This window comes from Amycolatopsis sp. cmx-4-61 (genome assembly GCF_046548775.1).
Taxonomy (GTDB): Bacteria; Actinomycetota; Actinomycetes; order Mycobacteriales; family Pseudonocardiaceae; genus Amycolatopsis.
The window spans coordinates 78,615-93,979 of record NZ_JAEBEI010000002.1 but is presented as its reverse complement, the minus strand read 5'-3'; the positions used below and the strand labels follow the sequence as shown (position 1 = coordinate 93,979).

Annotated in this window: 19 protein-coding genes; 8 read left to right on the top strand and 11 right to left on the bottom strand. The window is 73.4% G+C overall.

Annotated elements, in window-relative coordinates; genetic code table 11:
* Positions 1 to 84 precede the first annotated feature (84 nt).
* The 3 genes from dmpG to ACLJOU_RS08865 form a co-directional block, all read right to left on the bottom strand.
* Positions 85 to 1,140 carry a 4-hydroxy-2-oxovalerate aldolase gene (gene dmpG / locus ACLJOU_RS08875; RefSeq protein ID WP_410564984.1) on the bottom strand — a complete coding sequence of 352 codons (1,056 nt, stop codon included), beginning with the start codon at positions 1,138 to 1,140 and terminating at the stop codon, positions 85 to 87.
* The gene (locus tag ACLJOU_RS08870) at positions 1,137 to 2,036 is read right to left on the bottom strand and encodes an acetaldehyde dehydrogenase (acetylating) (protein WP_410564982.1); all 900 of its coding nucleotides are present in this window, start codon (positions 2,034 to 2,036) and stop codon (positions 1,137 to 1,139) included. The genes dmpG and ACLJOU_RS08870 overlap by 4 nt, the downstream gene beginning before the upstream one ends.
* A 74-nt stretch (positions 2,037 to 2,110) precedes the next feature.
* Complete coding sequence (locus ACLJOU_RS08865; RefSeq protein ID WP_410564980.1) at positions 2,111 to 3,304, bottom strand: MFS transporter; 1,194 nt, start codon at positions 3,302 to 3,304, stop codon at positions 2,111 to 2,113.
* Between the two features lie 144 nt (positions 3,305 to 3,448).
* Here ACLJOU_RS08865 and ACLJOU_RS08860 point away from each other — a divergent pair, with 144 nt between their 5' ends.
* The gene (locus ACLJOU_RS08860; RefSeq protein WP_410564978.1) at positions 3,449 to 3,664 is read left to right on the top strand and encodes a hypothetical protein; all 216 of its coding nucleotides are present in this window, start codon (positions 3,449 to 3,451) and stop codon (positions 3,662 to 3,664) included.
* Between the two features lie 127 nt (positions 3,665 to 3,791).
* Here ACLJOU_RS08860 and ACLJOU_RS08855 read toward each other — a convergent pair whose 3' ends face one another.
* The gene (locus ACLJOU_RS08855; protein WP_410564975.1) at positions 3,792 to 4,382 is read right to left on the bottom strand and encodes a helix-turn-helix domain-containing protein; all 591 of its coding nucleotides are present in this window, start codon (positions 4,380 to 4,382) and stop codon (positions 3,792 to 3,794) included.
* Between the two features lie 18 nt (positions 4,383 to 4,400).
* On the opposite strand from ACLJOU_RS08855, the gene ACLJOU_RS08850 reads away from it, so the two are divergent.
* Entirely contained in the window at positions 4,401 to 4,889 is a 489-nt protein-coding gene (locus tag ACLJOU_RS08850) for a GNAT family N-acetyltransferase (RefSeq protein ID WP_410564973.1), read from the top strand.
* Here the strand turns inward: ACLJOU_RS08850 and ACLJOU_RS08845 are convergent.
* On the bottom strand, positions 4,886 to 5,473 hold the full coding sequence (locus tag ACLJOU_RS08845; RefSeq protein WP_410564970.1) for a helix-turn-helix domain-containing protein: 588 nt from the start codon (positions 5,471 to 5,473) through the stop codon (positions 4,886 to 4,888). The two genes, ACLJOU_RS08850 and ACLJOU_RS08845, sit on opposite strands and share 4 nt — an antisense overlap.
* Positions 5,474 to 5,550: 77 nt before the next feature.
* Here ACLJOU_RS08845 and ACLJOU_RS08840 point away from each other — a divergent pair, with 77 nt between their 5' ends.
* From ACLJOU_RS08840 to ACLJOU_RS08830, 3 genes are all read left to right on the top strand, one after another.
* The gene (locus ACLJOU_RS08840; protein WP_410564967.1) at positions 5,551 to 6,492 is read left to right on the top strand and encodes an NAD(P)/FAD-dependent oxidoreductase; all 942 of its coding nucleotides are present in this window, start codon (positions 5,551 to 5,553) and stop codon (positions 6,490 to 6,492) included.
* A 40-nt stretch (positions 6,493 to 6,532) separates the two neighbouring features.
* Positions 6,533 to 6,988: a group II truncated hemoglobin gene (locus ACLJOU_RS08835; RefSeq protein ID WP_410564964.1), complete on the top strand. Its 456-nt coding sequence runs from the start codon at positions 6,533 to 6,535 to the stop codon at positions 6,986 to 6,988.
* Positions 6,989 to 7,147: 159 nt separating this feature from the next.
* Entirely contained in the window at positions 7,148 to 7,723 is a 576-nt protein-coding gene (locus ACLJOU_RS08830) for a TIGR03086 family metal-binding protein (protein ID WP_410564961.1), read from the top strand.
* Positions 7,724 to 7,859: 136 nt separating this feature from the next.
* On the opposite strand, the gene ACLJOU_RS08825 is transcribed toward ACLJOU_RS08830, so the two are convergent.
* A complete protein-coding gene (locus ACLJOU_RS08825) occupies positions 7,860 to 8,771 on the bottom strand; it encodes an NAD-dependent protein deacetylase (RefSeq protein ID WP_410564959.1) in 912 nt (303 codons plus the stop codon).
* A gap of 26 nt (positions 8,772 to 8,797) precedes the next feature.
* Positions 8,798 to 9,745, bottom strand: a complete 948-nt coding sequence (locus ACLJOU_RS08820) for a DUF3800 domain-containing protein (protein ID WP_410564956.1) — start codon at positions 9,743 to 9,745, stop codon at positions 8,798 to 8,800.
* An 82-nt stretch (positions 9,746 to 9,827) separates the two neighbouring features.
* Here ACLJOU_RS08820 and ACLJOU_RS08815 point away from each other — a divergent pair, with 82 nt between their 5' ends.
* Both ACLJOU_RS08815 and ACLJOU_RS08810 read left to right on the top strand, forming a co-directional pair.
* The gene (locus ACLJOU_RS08815; RefSeq protein ID WP_410564954.1) at positions 9,828 to 10,850 is read left to right on the top strand and encodes an alpha/beta hydrolase; all 1,023 of its coding nucleotides are present in this window, start codon (positions 9,828 to 9,830) and stop codon (positions 10,848 to 10,850) included.
* On the top strand, positions 10,850 to 11,710 hold the full coding sequence (locus ACLJOU_RS08810; RefSeq protein WP_410564951.1) for an alpha/beta fold hydrolase: 861 nt from the start codon (positions 10,850 to 10,852) through the stop codon (positions 11,708 to 11,710). The genes ACLJOU_RS08815 and ACLJOU_RS08810 overlap by 1 nt, the downstream gene beginning before the upstream one ends.
* Here the strand turns inward: ACLJOU_RS08810 and ACLJOU_RS08805 are convergent.
* The 4 genes from ACLJOU_RS08805 to ACLJOU_RS08790 all read right to left on the bottom strand — a co-directional run bounded on the left by ACLJOU_RS08805 (position 11,668) and on the right by ACLJOU_RS08790 (position 14,518).
* Positions 11,668 to 12,009, bottom strand: a complete 342-nt coding sequence (locus ACLJOU_RS08805) for a DoxX family protein (protein ID WP_410564949.1) — start codon at positions 12,007 to 12,009, stop codon at positions 11,668 to 11,670. The two genes, ACLJOU_RS08810 and ACLJOU_RS08805, sit on opposite strands and share 43 nt — an antisense overlap.
* Positions 12,010 to 12,157: 148 nt before the next feature.
* The gene (locus ACLJOU_RS08800) at positions 12,158 to 12,577 is read right to left on the bottom strand and encodes a DUF6292 family protein (RefSeq protein WP_410564947.1); all 420 of its coding nucleotides are present in this window, start codon (positions 12,575 to 12,577) and stop codon (positions 12,158 to 12,160) included.
* A gap of 264 nt (positions 12,578 to 12,841) precedes the next feature.
* A complete protein-coding gene (ligD, locus tag ACLJOU_RS08795) occupies positions 12,842 to 13,762 on the bottom strand; it encodes a non-homologous end-joining DNA ligase (RefSeq protein WP_410564944.1) in 921 nt (306 codons plus the stop codon).
* A gap of 9 nt (positions 13,763 to 13,771) precedes the next feature.
* A complete protein-coding gene (locus ACLJOU_RS08790; RefSeq protein ID WP_410564941.1) occupies positions 13,772 to 14,518 on the bottom strand; it encodes an ANTAR domain-containing protein in 747 nt (248 codons plus the stop codon).
* 106 nt (positions 14,519 to 14,624) lie between these two features.
* Here ACLJOU_RS08790 and ACLJOU_RS08785 point away from each other — a divergent pair, with 106 nt between their 5' ends.
* Positions 14,625 to 15,362 carry an ANTAR domain-containing protein gene (locus tag ACLJOU_RS08785; RefSeq protein ID WP_410564939.1) on the top strand — a complete coding sequence of 246 codons (738 nt, stop codon included), beginning with the start codon at positions 14,625 to 14,627 and terminating at the stop codon, positions 15,360 to 15,362.
* Positions 15,363 to 15,365: the final 3 nt, after the last annotated feature.

The window sequence follows — 15,365 nt, the reverse complement described above, 5'->3', positions numbered from 1 at the left end:
AGACAGGCCGTTCCCGCTGCCACCGCGAGCGCGAGCCGGATTCTTCTCATGCCCTTCCCACGCCCGCGGCCGTTGTCCGGTTGCCTACTGCTCCGCCGCCAGCTGCACCGCCACGTCGATGATCATGTCCTCCTGGCCGCCCACCAACGCCAGCTCGCCGCAGCGGCGCAGGATCGCCTGCGCCGGGACGCCGTACCGCTCCGCCGCGCGCTCGGCGTGCAGCAGGAAGCTCGAATACACCCCGGCCCAGCCCTGGACGATCGCGTTGCGGTCCATCTTTGGCCAGCGGTGCAGGTACGGCCGCACCACCTCCTCGGCCGCGTCCAGCAGGCCGCCGACGTCGAGGCCCGTGTCGATCTCCAGCCGGTCGAACACCGCCGCCAGGACCTCGGTCGGCGAGTTGCCCGCACCGGCGCCGAGCGCACACAGCGAGCCGTCGATGTACCGGACTCCCGCCTCGTAGGCCAGGACCGAGTTCGCGACGCCGAGCGAGAGGTTCTGGTGCCCGTGGTAGCCCACCCACGCCGTGTCGCCCACCTCGGCGACCAGCGCTTCGAAGCGGGCCCGGGCTTCGTGCATCAGCAACGCGCCCGCCGAGTCGGTCACGTACGCCGCCTGGCAGCCCGCGTCGACCATGATCCGCGCCTGCTTCGCCAGGCCTTCCGGCGGCGTCCGGTGCGCCATCATCAGGAACCCGGCCGTCTCCATCCCGAGTTCGCGCGCCAGCCCGAAGTGCTGCGGTGATACGTCGGCTTCGGTGCAGTGCGTCGCCACCCGGACCATCTCCGCGCCCGCGTCGAACGCGCGCCGCAGGTCCTCCGCCGTGCCGATGCCCGGCACGAGCAGTACCGCGATCTTCGCCTGCTTCGCCTCTTCGCGCGCCGCGGCGATCAGGCGGAGCTCGTCGACGGCGGAAAAGCCGTAGGTGAACGACGAACCGCCGAGGCCGTCGCCGTGGGTCACCTCGATCACCTCGACGCCGGCCCGGTCGAGTGCGCGCACCGTGTCCCGCACCTGCTGCTCGGTGAAGCGGTGGGCCATCGCGTGGCTGCCGTCGCGCAACGTCGTGTCGACGATCCGGACGTCGTGGCGCAGTTCCGGGCGCCCCGAGGAGTTCGCTTCGTTCGCCGGCTCGCTCATGCGGACACCTCCTGCTTCGCGCGCGCCACCAGCTCGCCGACGCGGGCGGCCGCGGCGGTCATGATGTCCAGGTTTCCGGCGTACTCGGGCAGGTAGTCGCCGTTGCCGCGGACCTCGAGGAAGATCCCGACCCGCGCGTTCCCGTCCCAGTCCTCACGGGCGTCGTCGAACTGCGGGTCCGCGCGGAGCGTGTAGCCGGGCACGTACTTCTGCACTTCGCCGACCATCTCGTGGATCGACGCGGTGATGGCGTCGCGGTCGGCGTCGAGGCCGATCGCGCAGAACACCGTGTCCCGCATGATCATCGGCGGCTCGACCGGGTTCAGGATGATGATCGCCTTGCCGCGCCCGGCGCCGCCGATCTCGGCCACCGCCTGCGACGTCGTGCGCGTGAACTCGTCGATGTTCGCCCGCGTTCCCGAGCCGGCCCCGCGCGAGGCGACCGACGCGACGATCTCCGCGTACGGGACGGCGGTGACGCGGGAAACGGCGTGCACCATGGGAATCGTCGCCTGGCCGCCGCAGGTGATCATCGAGACGTTCGGCGCGTCGAGGTGCGCGCCCAGGTTCACCGGCGGGCACACCATCGGGCCGAGGTGCGCCGGGGTGAGGTCGATCGCCTGGATGCCGGCTTCCCGGTACCGCGGGGCGTTCGCGGCGTGTGCCTTGGCCGAGGTCGCCTCGAACACCAGCTCCGGCCGGGGATCCTGGCGCAGCAGCCAGTCGACGCCTTCGGCCGACGCCGCGATCCCCTGCGCGCGGGCGCGTTCGAGCCCGTCCGACTCGACCACACCGACCACGTAACCGACTTCGAGCACTTCACTGCGTCGCAGCTTCGCCAGCAGATCGGTGCCGATGTTGCCGGGGCCGACGATCGCCGCCATCACGGGAGCCATGGCCCGACCGTCGCACCACCCGGCCGGGCAGGACAGCGTTGTGTTCCGACCAGCGGAACGTACGCGTCCAGCACCTACTGCGTCGAGCCCGCCCCGCCGGTTCCAGCCGAAGACCTCGACCGGCTGCTCGAGGTGGTCATCCCGCGGGCCGTGCGACGGGCGCCCGAGACCACCGCCGCGGCCAGGACGGCGACCGCTCCCCCACAGGTCATCACGGCCGGGACCGACACGGCGTCCACCACGAAACCGCCGGCCAGCGCGCCGGCGGAGAGGGTGACCTGGAAGGACGCCGTGAACAGGACGGTCGCCGCCTCGGGCGCGTCCGGCGCCGCGCGGGCGAACCAGGCCTGCGTGTACGCCGGCACCGCGCCGTACGCCACGCCCCACGCCACCAGCAACGCGAGGGCGCCGATCGGCCCCGCGTGCGGCAGGGCGAAGACCACCACCGCGATCACCGCCGCCGCCGGCGCGAGACCCGTGCGGTACCGCGCCGCCAGGAAGGTCCCGGCGATCCCGGCGACGCCGTACGCCAGGAGGTAACCACTCAGCACCGGCGGCCGGACGACGTCCCGCAGCAGCGGGGTCAGGTAGGTGTAGGTGCCGAAGTGCGCCAGGACGACCAGGAACGTCACGATAAGTCCACTTCGGACACCTGAGCGTCGTAGCAATCCACTCAGGACAGCAACCCCGGTGGCCTCCGCCGGCGGCAGGGGCGGCGTGAGCAGCAGGAGGGCGACGGCCGTCCCCAAGTTCAGCACGCCCAGCAGAAGGAACGCCGTGCGCCAGCCCGCGAGCTGCCCGACGAGGGTGCCGAGCGGCACACCCAGCACCGAACCGAGCGGCACGGCCGCGAAGATCACCGAGGTCGCCCGCGCGGCGGCCGCCGTGCCGACGAGCCGGGGCGCCAGGCCGGCGCCGACCGACCAGAAGCCGCCGATGACGACGCCGACGAGGAACCGCCCCGCCAGCAGCACCCAGAACGCGGGCGCGGCCGCGGTGAGGAAACCGGCGGCCGCGAGCAGGACCAGGAGACCGCCCAGCACCAGCCGCCGGTCGATCCGCCCGGCGGCAACGGTGACCACCGGCGCGGCGACGGCGGCGACGAAGCCGGGCACGGTCATCGTCGCCCCGGCGGTGCCCGCCGAGACGCCGAACCCGGCCGCGATCGGCGTCAGCAGTCCGATCGGGAGGATTTCGACGGTGACGATGGCGAAGATCCCGACGGTGACGGCGAAGACGGCCGGCCACCGCGGCACTGGTGTGGTCATGCGGCCCAGTGAACCGGCGGCGCAGCGCGGCGGCTGGCAGCTTTGCGCGGCTTGATCGCCGCCCGGGGTCACGGCGGATTCCCGCCGGTTTGATCGACTCGGGATCGGGGCAACTCCGCAGTGCACCCGATCGAGGAGGTTTCGATGGCCGAACGGCGTTGGCACTTCATCCCGGCCACGGTGTCGTTGTGCTGGCTGTACCTGGGCGTGGGCGCGGTCCTGCTCGTCACGAGCGTCCTCACCCTGACCGGCACCGACGGCCGCGCGCCCGTCCTGACGGTGATCGCCGCGGTGGCGGCGGTGGCCCTGATCGTTGTCGCGGCGGTCGGCTTGGCCCGGCCGAGGCTGCGCGGCCGCTGATCCGGCGCAGTTCTCGGTGACCGGCCGGGTTCCACGCAGGAGTGCGCGGGACCCGGCCGGCGGCGTCCCAGCTCCTGGCGATGGTGAGGTCGCGGATCGCGACGTTGCGGCCCAGCACCGGCAAGTGTCACGCCGGCCGCGGCGGCGTCATCCGGCTGTCCCGCGGCCGCATGATCAGGGCCGCGACCGAGTACACACAAGGGTTTCCGCTGCGGTTCGCGTACGAATGCGCTGCGTCGGCGGGAAAATAGACCGAATCGCCCGCGGCGAGGACGTACTCGCCCTCGCCGACCCCCAAGGTCAGCTCGCCGGACTCGACGACAACGAACTCGTGCGAACCCGGGGCGTACGCCGGAAACGTGCCCGCGTCGCAGCCCGGCGGCAGTGTAGTGCGGATCCACTCGAAGTTGACGCCGGGCACGACCGGCGTCAGGACCGTGCGGTGCCAGCCGCCGGGCTCGGCGATGTGCTCCTGCTCCGCCGCGCGCCGGACGAGCACGCGGTCGTGCTCCAGGCCGGCGAGCAGCCGGGAGGCCGACAGCCCGAGCCCGTCGGCGATCCGGGACAGCACCACGACCGTCGGCGTCTTCTCACCGCGCTCGATGGCCGACAGCATGCTGACGCTGACGCCGGCCTGCCGGGCCAGCGCCGTCAGCGCGAGGCCGCGGTCGGCGCGGAGTTCGTGCAGGCGGCGGCCGAGCGACCCCGGATCGATCATTCCTCTATAATACTGCTTATGTCCACTATAGCGGAAGCGACCGAGGCCGACGCCGACGGCATCGCTGCCGTCTTCGCGTCGTACGTCACCGGCTCCGTCGTCACGTTCGAGACCACAGCGCCGACCGCGGACCAGTGGCGGGCGAAGATCCGCGAGAGCCCGTGGCCCTTCCTCGTCCTGCGCGAAGGCGACGAGGTCCTCGGCTACGCACTGGCCACGCCCTGGCGGCCGAAGCCGGCGTACCGGTACTCGGTGGAGACGACGATCTACCTCGCCGCCCGGGCGGCCGGCCGGGGCCACGGACGGCGGCTGCTCGACGAACTGCTGGCGCGGTGCGGGAAAGCCGGCGCCCGGCAGGCGATCGCGGTCGTCGTCGACTCCGGCAACCCGGCGTCACGACGGCTGCACACCGCGGCGGGCTTCACCGAAGCGGGCGTGCTGCGCCGCGTCGGGTTCAAGCACGACCGCTGGCTCGACACCCTCCTGATGCAGCGCGCACTGGGCTAACGCGACTTCGCACGCAGGTGCAGCCGCTCCCCCTGTTTCCCGAACAGGCTGAGGATCTCCGCGGGACGGCCGTCGACCGCGCCGAACCAGTGCGGGAGGCGGGTGTCGAACTCCGCCGCCTCGCCCGGCCCCAGCGTCATGTCCCGGTCGGCCAGGATCAGGCGCAGCCGGCCCGACAGCACGTACAGCCACTCGTACCCCTCGTGGACCTGGGGATCGGGCTCGCCCCTCTCCGGCTCCAGGATCATCTTGAACGCCTGGGGCGCGCCCGGCTGGCGGGTCAGCGGCAACACCGTCATCGTCGCGCCGTTGTGGCGAGGGATCCGGCGCGCGGTCAGGCGGACCCGGGGATCCCCCACCTCCGGCGCGCCGACCAGTTCGTCCAGCGGCACCTGGTGGGCCTGCGCGATCGGCAGCAGCAGCTCCAGGCTCGGCTTCCGCTGGCCGGACTCCAGCCGGGACAGGGTGCTCTTCGAGATGCCCGTCGCCGCCGACAGGTCGGCCAGCGTGACCCGCCGCTGGGTGCGGACCCGCTTGAGCCGGGGGCCGACCTCGGCCAGGGCCTGGGTGATCGCGTCCGTCATGCCTCCAGCAAACCCCGTTGTCCCGGAATCGGCAACAGAAGTTGTCGGATTCGCGAAGCCGGCGCCATGGTGGCGGCATGAACGAACACAACAGCTTCGACGTACTGGTGGTGGGTGGCGGCGCCGCGGGACTCAGCGCCGCCCTGATGCTCGGCCGCGCGCGGCGGCGGGTCGCGGTCGTCGACTCCCGCGCCCCGCGCAACGCCCCGGCGTCGCACATGCACGGCTTCCTCTCCCGCGACGGGCTGCCGCCGTCCGAACTCCTCGACATCGGCCGGGACGAACTCCGCGGCTACGGCGTGGAACTCCTCGACGACCGGGTGACCCGGCTCGTCCCGGGCTTCACGGCGGAGCTGGCCGGGGGCCGCGTGCTGACCGCGCGGCGCGTCCTGGTCGCCACCGGCGTCCACGACGAGCTGCCGGACGTCCCCGGCCTGCGGGAGAGCTGGGGCACCGACGTGGTCACCTGCCCCTACTGCCACGGCTACGAAGTCCGCGACCAGCCGCTCGGCGTCCTCGGCACCGAGCCGGCGAGCGTCGAGCACGCCCTGCTGGTCCGCCAGTGGTCGCCGGACGTCGTGTACTTCCCGCACACCGAGCCGGTGTCCGAAGCGGACCGCGACCGGCTCGACGCGCGCGGGATCCGGGTCGTCGAGGGCGTGGTGACCGCCGTCCGGCGCGAACGCGGCCGCCTCGCCGGCGTCGAGCTCGGGGCCCGGTTCGTGCCGCGGACGGCGCTGTTCATCCGCACCCGGACGGTCGCCCACGACGAGCTGCTGCGCGACCTCGGCCACGTCGACGGGGACGTCGACCCGTCCGGGAAGACCGGCGTGCCGGGGGTGTGGGCCGCGGGCAACGTCGTCGACGCGCGGGCGACCGTGATCATCGCCGCCGCCCAGGGCGCGGCCGCCGCCGGGGCGCTCAACCACGACCTCGTCACCGAGGACGTCCGGCGGGCGGTCGACGCGCTCGGCGGCTTCACCCCCGCGGCGGAACGCGCCGCGGCCGGAGCGCGCTGACGTCCTGGCGCCCGGCCGCGTGGCGTGCCAGGCTCGGCGGATGCGTCCGACGCTGTACGAATTCGCCGGCGGCGACCCCGCGTTCCACGCGTTGGCCGCCGCCCACCACCGGCGCTGCGTGGCCGACCCGGAGCTGAACCACCCGTTCTCGAAACCCGATCAGCACCCGCAGCACGTCGAGCGGCTCGCCTGGTACTGGGCCGAGGTCATGGGCGGCCCGCCGCGGTTCTCCGCCGAGTGCAGCGACCACTCGGCGATGCTGCGGATGCACGCCGGCAACGGCGACATCAGCGACCTCGGCCGCCGGTTCGTCGCCTGCTTCGTGGCGGCGGCGGACGACGCCGGCCTGCCCGCCGATCCCGGGTTCCGCGCGGCGCTGCGGTCCTACATGGAGTGGGCGGTGGCCGAGGTGCTCACCTACCACGGGCCGCCCACCGAGGTCCCGGCGGGACTGCCCCTACCGCGCTGGTCGTGGAACGGGTTGCAGCCGCTGTAACGACCGGGGCGGCCGCCGCGTCTTGCGGATGACGACCGGCTGTGGAGGTCCGTCGCCAGAGCCGGTCCGGACGGGTTCCCCCCACCCGCCCGGACCGGCTCCCGCACGAGGTCCGATATCCGCGAGCGTGCCGCCGGGAGCCGAACGAGAATGGGCGTCATGCTCCTCGACCGCTACCTCCTCGCGTCGCAGTGTTTCGAGCACCACCTGCGCGCGGTGCCACCGGACGGCTGGGGCGCGCCGACGCCGTGCAGCGAATGGGACGTCCGGGCGCTGGTCAACCACATGACCCGCGGCAACCTCAACTACGTCGGCCTCCTCCGCGGCGCGACACGGGACGAATTCCGGGCCCGGCGCGACGAAGACGCGCTCGGCGACGACCCCGTCGCCGCGTTCACCGCGTCGGTCCATGCCTGCGCGACCGCCTTCGCCGAGGAAGGCGCACTGGACCGCGTCGTCGACTACCCGCCCGGCCCGCTCACCGGCGGGCGGGCGCTGGCCGTGCGCACGGCCGACAGCGTGGTGCACACCTGGGACCTCGCCCGCGCGCTCGGCGCCGACGAGACCCTCGACCCCGATCTGGTCGCGTGGATCGACGAGGACTACGACTCGATCTTCGCGGGGCTGACCATGAGCCCGGGGACGTTCGCCGAGCCACCGCCCGCGGTGGCCGGCGCGTCCCGGCAGGACCGGCTGCTCACCCGGTTCGGCCGCGACCCCGGACCAGCTCAGTGAGTTCACCGCACGCGCCGTGATCCACCCCCGAGACCCCGCCGGGCCGGACCCGGCTGCTCAAGCGGTTCGGCGGTGACCAGCGCCCCAAGGCGGCCTTGGGTGCGTCTCACGCACCCAAGGCCGCCTTCGGTGCGTCTCACGCACCCAAGGCCGCATTGGGTGCGGTGGGCAGTCTTCCGCCCAGCCGGGCGACCAGTTCCGTGAGCGCCGGCCCCAGCGGCCGGTCCACCCGCACCGCCGCATGGCGGTCGCCGCGGGTTTCGCCGCGGTTGACGATCAGCACCGGTTTGTCCGCCTTCGCCGCGTGGCGGACGAACCGGAGGCCCGACATCACCGTCAGGGACGAGCCGAGCACCAGCAGCGCCGCCGCGTCGTCGACCAGGCGATAACACTGCTCGACGCGCGGCCGCGGCACGTTCTCGCCGAAGAACACCACGTCCGGCTTGAGGACGCCCTCGCACGCCGCGCACGCCACCGGCCGGAACCGGCGTACGACCTCCTCGGGCAGCTCGACGTCGCCGTCGGGGTTGATGCGCGTGGCCGCGCCCGCGAAACCGGGGTTCGCCGCTCGCAGCCGCCGGTCGAGCTCCGCGCGCGGGCTCGTGCGGCGGCAGTCCAGGCAGATGACGCGGTCCAGGCTGCCGTGCAGCTCGACGGCGTCCGCGGTGCCGGCCGCCTGGTGCAGGCCGTCGACGTTCTGCGTGATGACACCCGAGACGTACCCGGCCTCGCGCAGGGCGGTCACCGCGCGGTGGCCGTCGTTGGGGTCGGCACGGGCGATCGTGCGCCAGCCGAGGTGGCTGCGTGCCCAGTACCGCTGCCGGCCGTGCGCGCTGGTCACGAACTCGTCGTAGGTCATCGGCGTGTGCCGGCGCAGGCTGCCGGTCTCCCCGCGGTAGTCCGGGATCCCGGATTCGGTGGACAGGCCGGCCCCGCTGAGCACGACCACGCGCCCGCGCGCGACGACGTCGGTCAGTTCGTCGAGGCTGGACGTCCGCGGCAGCGGCGCGTCCGCCGAAGTCCAGGAGAGGGTGGGCCGGGTCCGCACCAGGCCAGCGTACGTGGCCGGAGCCGTCAGCCGCCGTCCCGCTCGAAGCCGCGCAGCAGCGAACCCGTCCCGTCGCCCACGGAACCGGCGTCCACGAACGACCCCAGCAGCGAGGTCAGCCGCGGGTCGCCGCGGCCGTTCAGGTCGTCGGAGGCGATCCGGCGGGCCACGCCGGCCAGGAAGTCGGCGATCTGGACCCGCGCGTCGGCCCGGGAGTCGACGAAGCGCACGTCCGCCAGCCGGGGGCCGAGGGTCGCCTTGAGCTGCAGCACCCGCTCGGGCGTCAGGGCCAGCTGCTCGTCGTGCACCAGGGCGACCGGGGTGCCGCCGTCGCTGAAGTGCCGGACGGTGTGGAGCACCGCGGGCACCAGCGGGTCCAGCACCGGCACCAGCCCCGGATCGCCCGCCAGCCGGGCCCGGTAGGCGGCCACCCGCTCGGCGCCGCCGCGGAACCGGCCCACGAGCTCGCCGGCTTCGCCGGGGATCCGGGCGAGCTCCTCGACCAGGGCGAAGAATTCCGGCGGTGACGTCGTGACGCCGCGGCGGGGCTTCAGCCGCACCACGCTGGTGAACGCGGTCAGGAAGTACTCCCAGCGCGCGGCGCCGAACGTCGCCGGGCCGGCGCGGTGGAGCGTGCGGGCCATCGCGTCCGTGCCGTGCTCGGCCAGCAGGGTGACCGCGGCGCGCACGGCGAAGAACGTCTTGCCGGTCAGGTGCACGTGGCCGCGGCCGGCCAGCGGGCCGTCCGGGTCGAGCAGCCACTCGAGCACCGCGCGGTGCTTGGCGCGCAGCAGGTGGTTGGCCTTGTACTCCTCGGCGGGCGAGCCGATGCGGGCGCGGATCTCCCGCACGCACGCGGCCGCCTCGGACCCGGACATCCGGACGCCGGCGTGGGCGAAGACGTCGGTCTCGCCGCCGATCAGGTTCTCGCCCTCCGAGCCCGACTCGTCGCAGGCGATCTCGACCGGGCGCACGAACCGATCGTGCCAGAGGGCGCCGGCCGCGGGCGATCGGATTACCGGGCCGCGGCGGCGCGGGCCGTGGTTGACTGGCCGCATGCTGCCCTGGGACGGCGACCTCGCCGGGCGACTCGACCGGCACACCCTGGACTCCGCGCTGCTGCGGGGCAATCCCCTCGGTGATCCGCACGACCGCCCGCTCTGGGTGTACGTCCCGCCCGGTTACGACGACGGCGACCGGCGGTACCCGGCGGTCTACGTCATCCAGGGCTACACCGGGCACCTGACGATGTGGGCCAACCGGACGCCGTTCCGGCAGCCGTTCGTGGAGACGGCCGACGCCGTCTTCGCCGGCGGCGCGCCGGGGTGCGTCGTCGTCTACGTCGACGCGTGGACCGCGTACGGCGGTTCCCAGTTCGTCGATTCGCCGGGCACCGGCCGCTACCACTCGTATCTGTGCGACGAAGTCGTGCCGTGGGTCGACGAGCACTACCGGACCCTGCCCCACGCCGCGTCCCGCGCGATCACCGGCAAGTCCTCGGGCGGCTTCGGCGCGATGATCACGCCGATGCTGCGGCCCGACCTGTTCGGCGCGCTCGCGACCCACGCCGGCGACGCGAGCTACGAGCTGTCCTACGTCCCCGACTTCGGCAAGGCGGTCCGCGCCCTGCGGGCGTACGACCAGGACATCCACGCCTGGTGGGCGGACTTCCGGAGCCGGACGGCCTTCACGAAGCCGGAAGACGCGACCCTGCTGATGGTGCTCGGCGTGTCGGCCTGCTTCTCGGCCCGGGAGGACGGGACGCCGGAACTGCCGTTCGACCCGCTGACCGGCGCGCTGCGGCCCGAGCAGTGGCAGCGCTGGCTGGACTGGGACCCGGTCCGGATGGTGGCGGGCCACGCCGAAGCGGTCCGGTCGCTGCGCGCGGTGTGGATCGACGCGGGCACGAGCGACGAGTACTTCCTCGACATCGGCGCGGAGGCGTTCCGGGCCGAGGTGGCCCGGGCCGGCCTGCCGGACGAGCGCGTCCACTTCGAGCTGTTCGACGCCGGCCACGGCGCCATCGAGTACCGCTACCCGCTTTCGCTGGCCTGGCTGGCGGAGCGGCTGGCCCGCTGATGATCACCGAGACCGAGCTGACGCTGCCCGGCGGGCGCGCCCTGCACGTCTACGACACCGGCGCCGGGCTCCCGGTCTTCTGGCACCACGGGACCCCGAACACCGGGGCGCCGCCTCGCCCGTTGCTGCCGCTCGCCGCGGAGCTCGGGCTGCGGTTCGTGTCCTTCGACCGGCCCGGCTACCGCACGTCGGCCCCGGTACCGGGCCGGACCGTCGGGAACGCCGCCGAGTGCGTCACCGCCGTGGCCGATGCGCTGGGGATCGGCCGGTTCGCGCTGATGGGGCACTCCGGCGGCAGCTCGCACGCCCTGGCCTGCGCCGCCCTGCTGCCGGAACGGGTCCTGGCCGTCGCGAGCCTGGCCGCCGTGGCGCCGTTCGACGCGGGCGGGCTCGACTGGTTCGGCGGCATGGCCGCCGCGAGTGCAGCCTCGCTGCGGGCCGCCGCCGAAGGGCGGCCGGCCAAGGAAAAGCACGAAGCCGCGGCCGAGTTCGACCCCGACGTCTTCACCGCCGCCGACCTGGCCGCGCTCACCGGCTCGTGGTCGTGGCTGGACGAAGTCGTCCGCGCGGCGCTCGCGGACGGGCCCGGCGGGCTGATCGACGACGACCTCGCCTACGTCACGCCGTGGGGTGCCGACCCCGCGCGGATCACCGCGCCCGTCCTCCTCCTGCACGGCGAGCAGGACCGGATGGTTCCCGCCGCGCACAGCGCGTGGCTCGCCGGCCGGTGCCCGCAGGCCGAGTACCGGCTCGTACCCGGCGCGGGCCACCTGTCCGTGCTGCACCACGCCACCGACGCGCTCACCTGGCTCGCCGCTCAGGGCAGGAGGGCCAGCGAAGCGACCACCGGCGCGAGGTAGAGCACGGGGAACACCAGGTGCCCGTACGCCCGGGCGCGGGCCACGGTGACGAGCGCGCCGGTGAAGTACAGGACCAGGCCGATCGCCGCGGCGACGCCGATCGGGGTCCAGAAGAGCCCGGCGAGCAGGCCCGCCGCGCCGGCCGCCTTGGCCGTGCCGAGCAGGTTCCACCACGACCGCGGCACGCCGTACTCGGTGATCGGCTCGACGACCCACTTCGCGCGGGCGAACATCGAGACGGCCGAGAAGCCGACCCAGGCCGCGGCGGCGACGGTGACGATCAGGTGGGCGGTGTTCATCGGGGCTCCTCGGGATCCGCGGCCCCGGGGATCGGGGGCCGTCACCCCCACGACTCCCGGGCCCGGGCCGATGTGACAGCCCGGCGCGTGACGGTCGTCACTGCTGTCGAACGGCGAGCCACACCCACGCTCCCTCCACAGTGGACGCTCAGCGGGCCGGCAGCAGCGGCAGGAGCTCCTGGTGGCGGCCGGCGCGCCGCAGCACGGGCGAACCCGGCTGTTCCGGCTCGCGGGCGCCGGTCCGCAGCGCCGTCAGGAACCGCACGACCTCGTGCGGCGGCGGCAGGACGTCTTCGCCGCCGAGGTAGGACAGCACGATCATGTCCTCCCCGCACGCCGCCTCGACGGCGACCGCCCAGCCGTGCACCTCGTCCCAGAGCAGCGCCACGTCGCCCTCGGGGAACCGGCGCAGCCGCCAGTCCACCGCCAGGTAGGCCGAAACCGGGACGTCGACGTCCACGGTGCACGATTCCAGGCCGAAGCCGAGCGCGCGCGCCACCTCGCCCAGATACGCGCGCAGCCCGCGCTGGAACCAGAATTCGAGATCGGTGTCGATCAGGCCGGACACCCGTTTCCCTTCGCCATGTTCGACAAGACCGGCATCGGCCGCCACGTCATTGTCTTTCGCCACCGCGACGGCTGTCGCGCTTCGTGCGTAGACCGTACCGACTTCGCGGACTTCGGCCCACCATCGGACATCCGCAGCCGCGGACCGTGCAGGAACACGCTCGTCTGCACGTGCAAAACTCCACTGTGGACGATCAAATCCGCAGGTGACGACGGTTTCCCGGAATTCGCCGGAATCCACGGGGAAAACGGGGGTGGCCGAAGTTCAGCCGAACGCAGGAATGGGCACCCGGGTGCGTTCCAGATCCGCGAAAAGGTCCCCGAGGTCCTCGACGCGCGTCAGCACCGCATCCGCGGTGAACCGCAGGTGCGTGACGTGCCGGCAGGCGCGGACCTCGTCCCACGTGACCGGAGTGGACACCGTCGGCTCGTCCCGCCCGCGCAGCGAGTACGGCGCCACCGTGGTCTTGGCCGGGTTGTTCTGGCTCCAGTCGATGAACACCTTGCCGGGACGCAGGTTCTTCGTCATCCGTGCCACGACGAGGTCCGGCGTCTCCGCGGCGAGCCGGCCGGCCAGCGCTTTCGCGTACCGCGACGGCTCACCGGCGTCGGTGGTCAGCACCCCCGCGTACACCTGCATGCCCTTCGAGCCGCTGGTCTTCGCCACCGGGGTGAAGCCGTCTTCGACGAGCACGTCGTACAGCCGCTCGGCGACGCGGCAGCAGTCGACCACCGTGGCGCCGGGCCCGGGGTCGAGGTCGAACACCAGCCGGTCCGGCGGGCCGGGCTCGTCGCCGGGCCCGACGCTCCACTGGTGGACGTGCAGTTCGAGCGCGGCGAGGTTGGCCGCCCAGACCAGCTCGGGCAGGTCGTTGATCAGCGGGTACGCGAGGATCTCGGGGTCCTTGCCGCGGCCGCCCACGGTCAGGCGCGCGGTGGGGACCCAGTCCGGGGCGTGGCGGGAGACATCCTTCTCGAAGAACGAACTGCCGGTGACGCCCTCGGGGAACCGCACGAACGTCATCGCCCGGTCGCGGACGTGCGGCAGCAGCACCGGCGCGATCCGCGTGTAGTAGTCGAGCACCTCGCCCTTGGTGAAGCCGGTCCGGGGGTAGAGCACCTTTTCGAGGTTCGAGAGCGTCAGCTGCCGCTCGCCGACCTGCACCGTGATCCGGCTCCCCGCCACGGCCCCACGTTACCGCGGCGGGAAGTGCCCGGCGACGACCCGCTCGACGAACCCCGTGGCGACGTCGCGCAGCTTCGTGTTCTCCCGCTGGGACTGCTCCACCAGGATGCCGAAGGCGTCTTCGGCGCCGACCTGGCGGATCGCCATCAGCATGCCCTTGGCCTGGTCGATGACCGCGCGGGAGGTCAGCGCGGTCCGGAGGTGTTCGGCCGTCTCGCGAGCCCGCAGGTACCGGTGGTAGACCCGCAGGATCGCCTCGATCGCGGCCGTGTAGAGCTCCAGCAGCTGGGCGTCGACCTCCTCGAAGCCGTCGTCCTGCCGTCCGTAGCAGTTGATCGCGCCGGAGAACTCCGCGTCGGCCACCAAGGGGGCGGCGAGGAAGCTCCCGAAGCCCGCTTCCCGCGCCTCTCCGGCGAAGCCCGGCCAGTTCTCGAGGGCGTCGGTCACCGTGGTGCGGACGATCTTGCCGCGTCGGATCGCGTCGAGGCAGGGCCCCGCGCCGATCCGGTACTGCACGCCGTCGAGCTCGCCCACCACGGTGCTCGTGGCGGTCGCCGTGTGCGGCGTCTCCCCGGTCACCAGGGTGACCGACGCCTCGTCGACGCCGGGCACGGCGTGGCGCACCTGCCGGCACACGTGCTGCAGCAGGATCCGGAAGTCGTCTTCGTCGCGCAGGACGGCGTTGAGGGCTTCCAGCGCCCCGGTGACCTCGTCGAACAGCGGCGAGGCCGGTGCGGTGGGGTGCGGCCGTTCCATGGGTGCTCCTCCTGCTCGGCGCGCGAGGTGCCCCCGGGTACCCACTCCGTCCCCCATCCATGTCCGCCGACGTTTGCCGATGGCCGCGAGTTGGTAATCAGCGGCCATGTCGTCGGAGAAGGCCGCGCCGGGTGAGCTGCCGCTGGACGGTGAGCTCGCCGCGGTCGCCGCCCGGATGTCCGGGTTGCTGCTGTCGCGCGAAACCGTGGACTCGGTGCTCGAGCTGATCGTTTCGCTGGCCAACACGAGGATCACCGCCGCGGCGGGGGTGGGGGTCACCCTGGTCGACGCCGACGGCGGTTTCGTCACGACGACCGCGTCGGGCCCGCTCGTGCGCGAAGCCGACGAACTGCAGTACGAGCTGGGCGAGGGGCCGTGCCTGGCCGCCTTGGAGGGGTGTTCGCCGCAGCGGATCGACGACGTCACCACCGAGCGGCGCTGGACCCGGTGGTGCGCGGCGGTCGCCGGCTCGGGGCTGCGCTCGGTCGTCACCGCGCCGATGGTCACCGAGGACGGCTGCCAAGGCGCCATCAAGGTCTACGCGACGGCGCCCGGCGCGTTCGGGCCCGTCGACGAGCGGGCCCTGGTCACCTTCGCCGACCGCACCGCGGTCCTCGTCGCCAACGCCCGCGCGTACGAACGGGCCGGCCGGTTGAGCGAGCAGTTCAAGGAGACGCTCCGCGACCGCGACCGGATCGCCATGGCGAAGGGGTATCTCATGGGCCGCGACGGCCTCGGCGAGGACGCCGCGTTCGCACGCCTGCTCTCGCTCGCCCGCGACCGCGGCACGAGCCCGGCCGAGACGGCCGCGCAGCTCGTCGCGCCCGCGCCGCGGGAAGGGTGACCG

What these genes read in the sequence shown, in the direction of transcription:
- dmpG (WP_410564984.1), bottom strand. Translation starts at nt 1,140, where the DNA reads ATGAGCGAGCCGGCGAACGAAGCGAACTCCTCGGGGCGCCCGGAACTG.
- ACLJOU_RS08870 (WP_410564982.1), bottom strand. Translation starts at nt 2,036, where the DNA reads ATGGCTCCCGTGATGGCGGCGATCGTCGGCCCCGGCAACATCGGCACC.
- ACLJOU_RS08865 (WP_410564980.1), bottom strand. Translation starts at nt 3,304, where the DNA reads ATGACCACACCAGTGCCGCGGTGGCCGGCCGTCTTCGCCGTCACCGTC.
- ACLJOU_RS08860 (WP_410564978.1), top strand. Translation starts at nt 3,449, where the DNA reads ATGGCCGAACGGCGTTGGCACTTCATCCCGGCCACGGTGTCGTTGTGC.
- ACLJOU_RS08855 (WP_410564975.1), bottom strand. Translation starts at nt 4,382, where the DNA reads ATGATCGATCCGGGGTCGCTCGGCCGCCGCCTGCACGAACTCCGCGCC.
- ACLJOU_RS08850 (WP_410564973.1), top strand. Translation starts at nt 4,401, where the DNA reads ATGTCCACTATAGCGGAAGCGACCGAGGCCGACGCCGACGGCATCGCT.
- ACLJOU_RS08845 (WP_410564970.1), bottom strand. Translation starts at nt 5,473, where the DNA reads ATGACGGACGCGATCACCCAGGCCCTGGCCGAGGTCGGCCCCCGGCTC.
- ACLJOU_RS08840 (WP_410564967.1), top strand. Translation starts at nt 5,551, where the DNA reads ATGAACGAACACAACAGCTTCGACGTACTGGTGGTGGGTGGCGGCGCC.
- ACLJOU_RS08835 (WP_410564964.1), top strand. Translation starts at nt 6,533, where the DNA reads ATGCGTCCGACGCTGTACGAATTCGCCGGCGGCGACCCCGCGTTCCAC.
- ACLJOU_RS08830 (WP_410564961.1), top strand. Translation starts at nt 7,148, where the DNA reads ATGCTCCTCGACCGCTACCTCCTCGCGTCGCAGTGTTTCGAGCACCAC.
- ACLJOU_RS08815 (WP_410564954.1), top strand. Translation starts at nt 9,828, where the DNA reads ATGCTGCCCTGGGACGGCGACCTCGCCGGGCGACTCGACCGGCACACC.
- ACLJOU_RS08810 (WP_410564951.1), top strand. Translation starts at nt 10,850, where the DNA reads ATGATCACCGAGACCGAGCTGACGCTGCCCGGCGGGCGCGCCCTGCAC.
- ACLJOU_RS08805 (WP_410564949.1), bottom strand. Translation starts at nt 12,009, where the DNA reads ATGAACACCGCCCACCTGATCGTCACCGTCGCCGCCGCGGCCTGGGTC.
- ACLJOU_RS08790 (WP_410564941.1), bottom strand. Translation starts at nt 14,518, where the DNA reads ATGGAACGGCCGCACCCCACCGCACCGGCCTCGCCGCTGTTCGACGAG.
- ACLJOU_RS08785 (WP_410564939.1), top strand. Translation starts at nt 14,625, where the DNA reads ATGTCGTCGGAGAAGGCCGCGCCGGGTGAGCTGCCGCTGGACGGTGAG.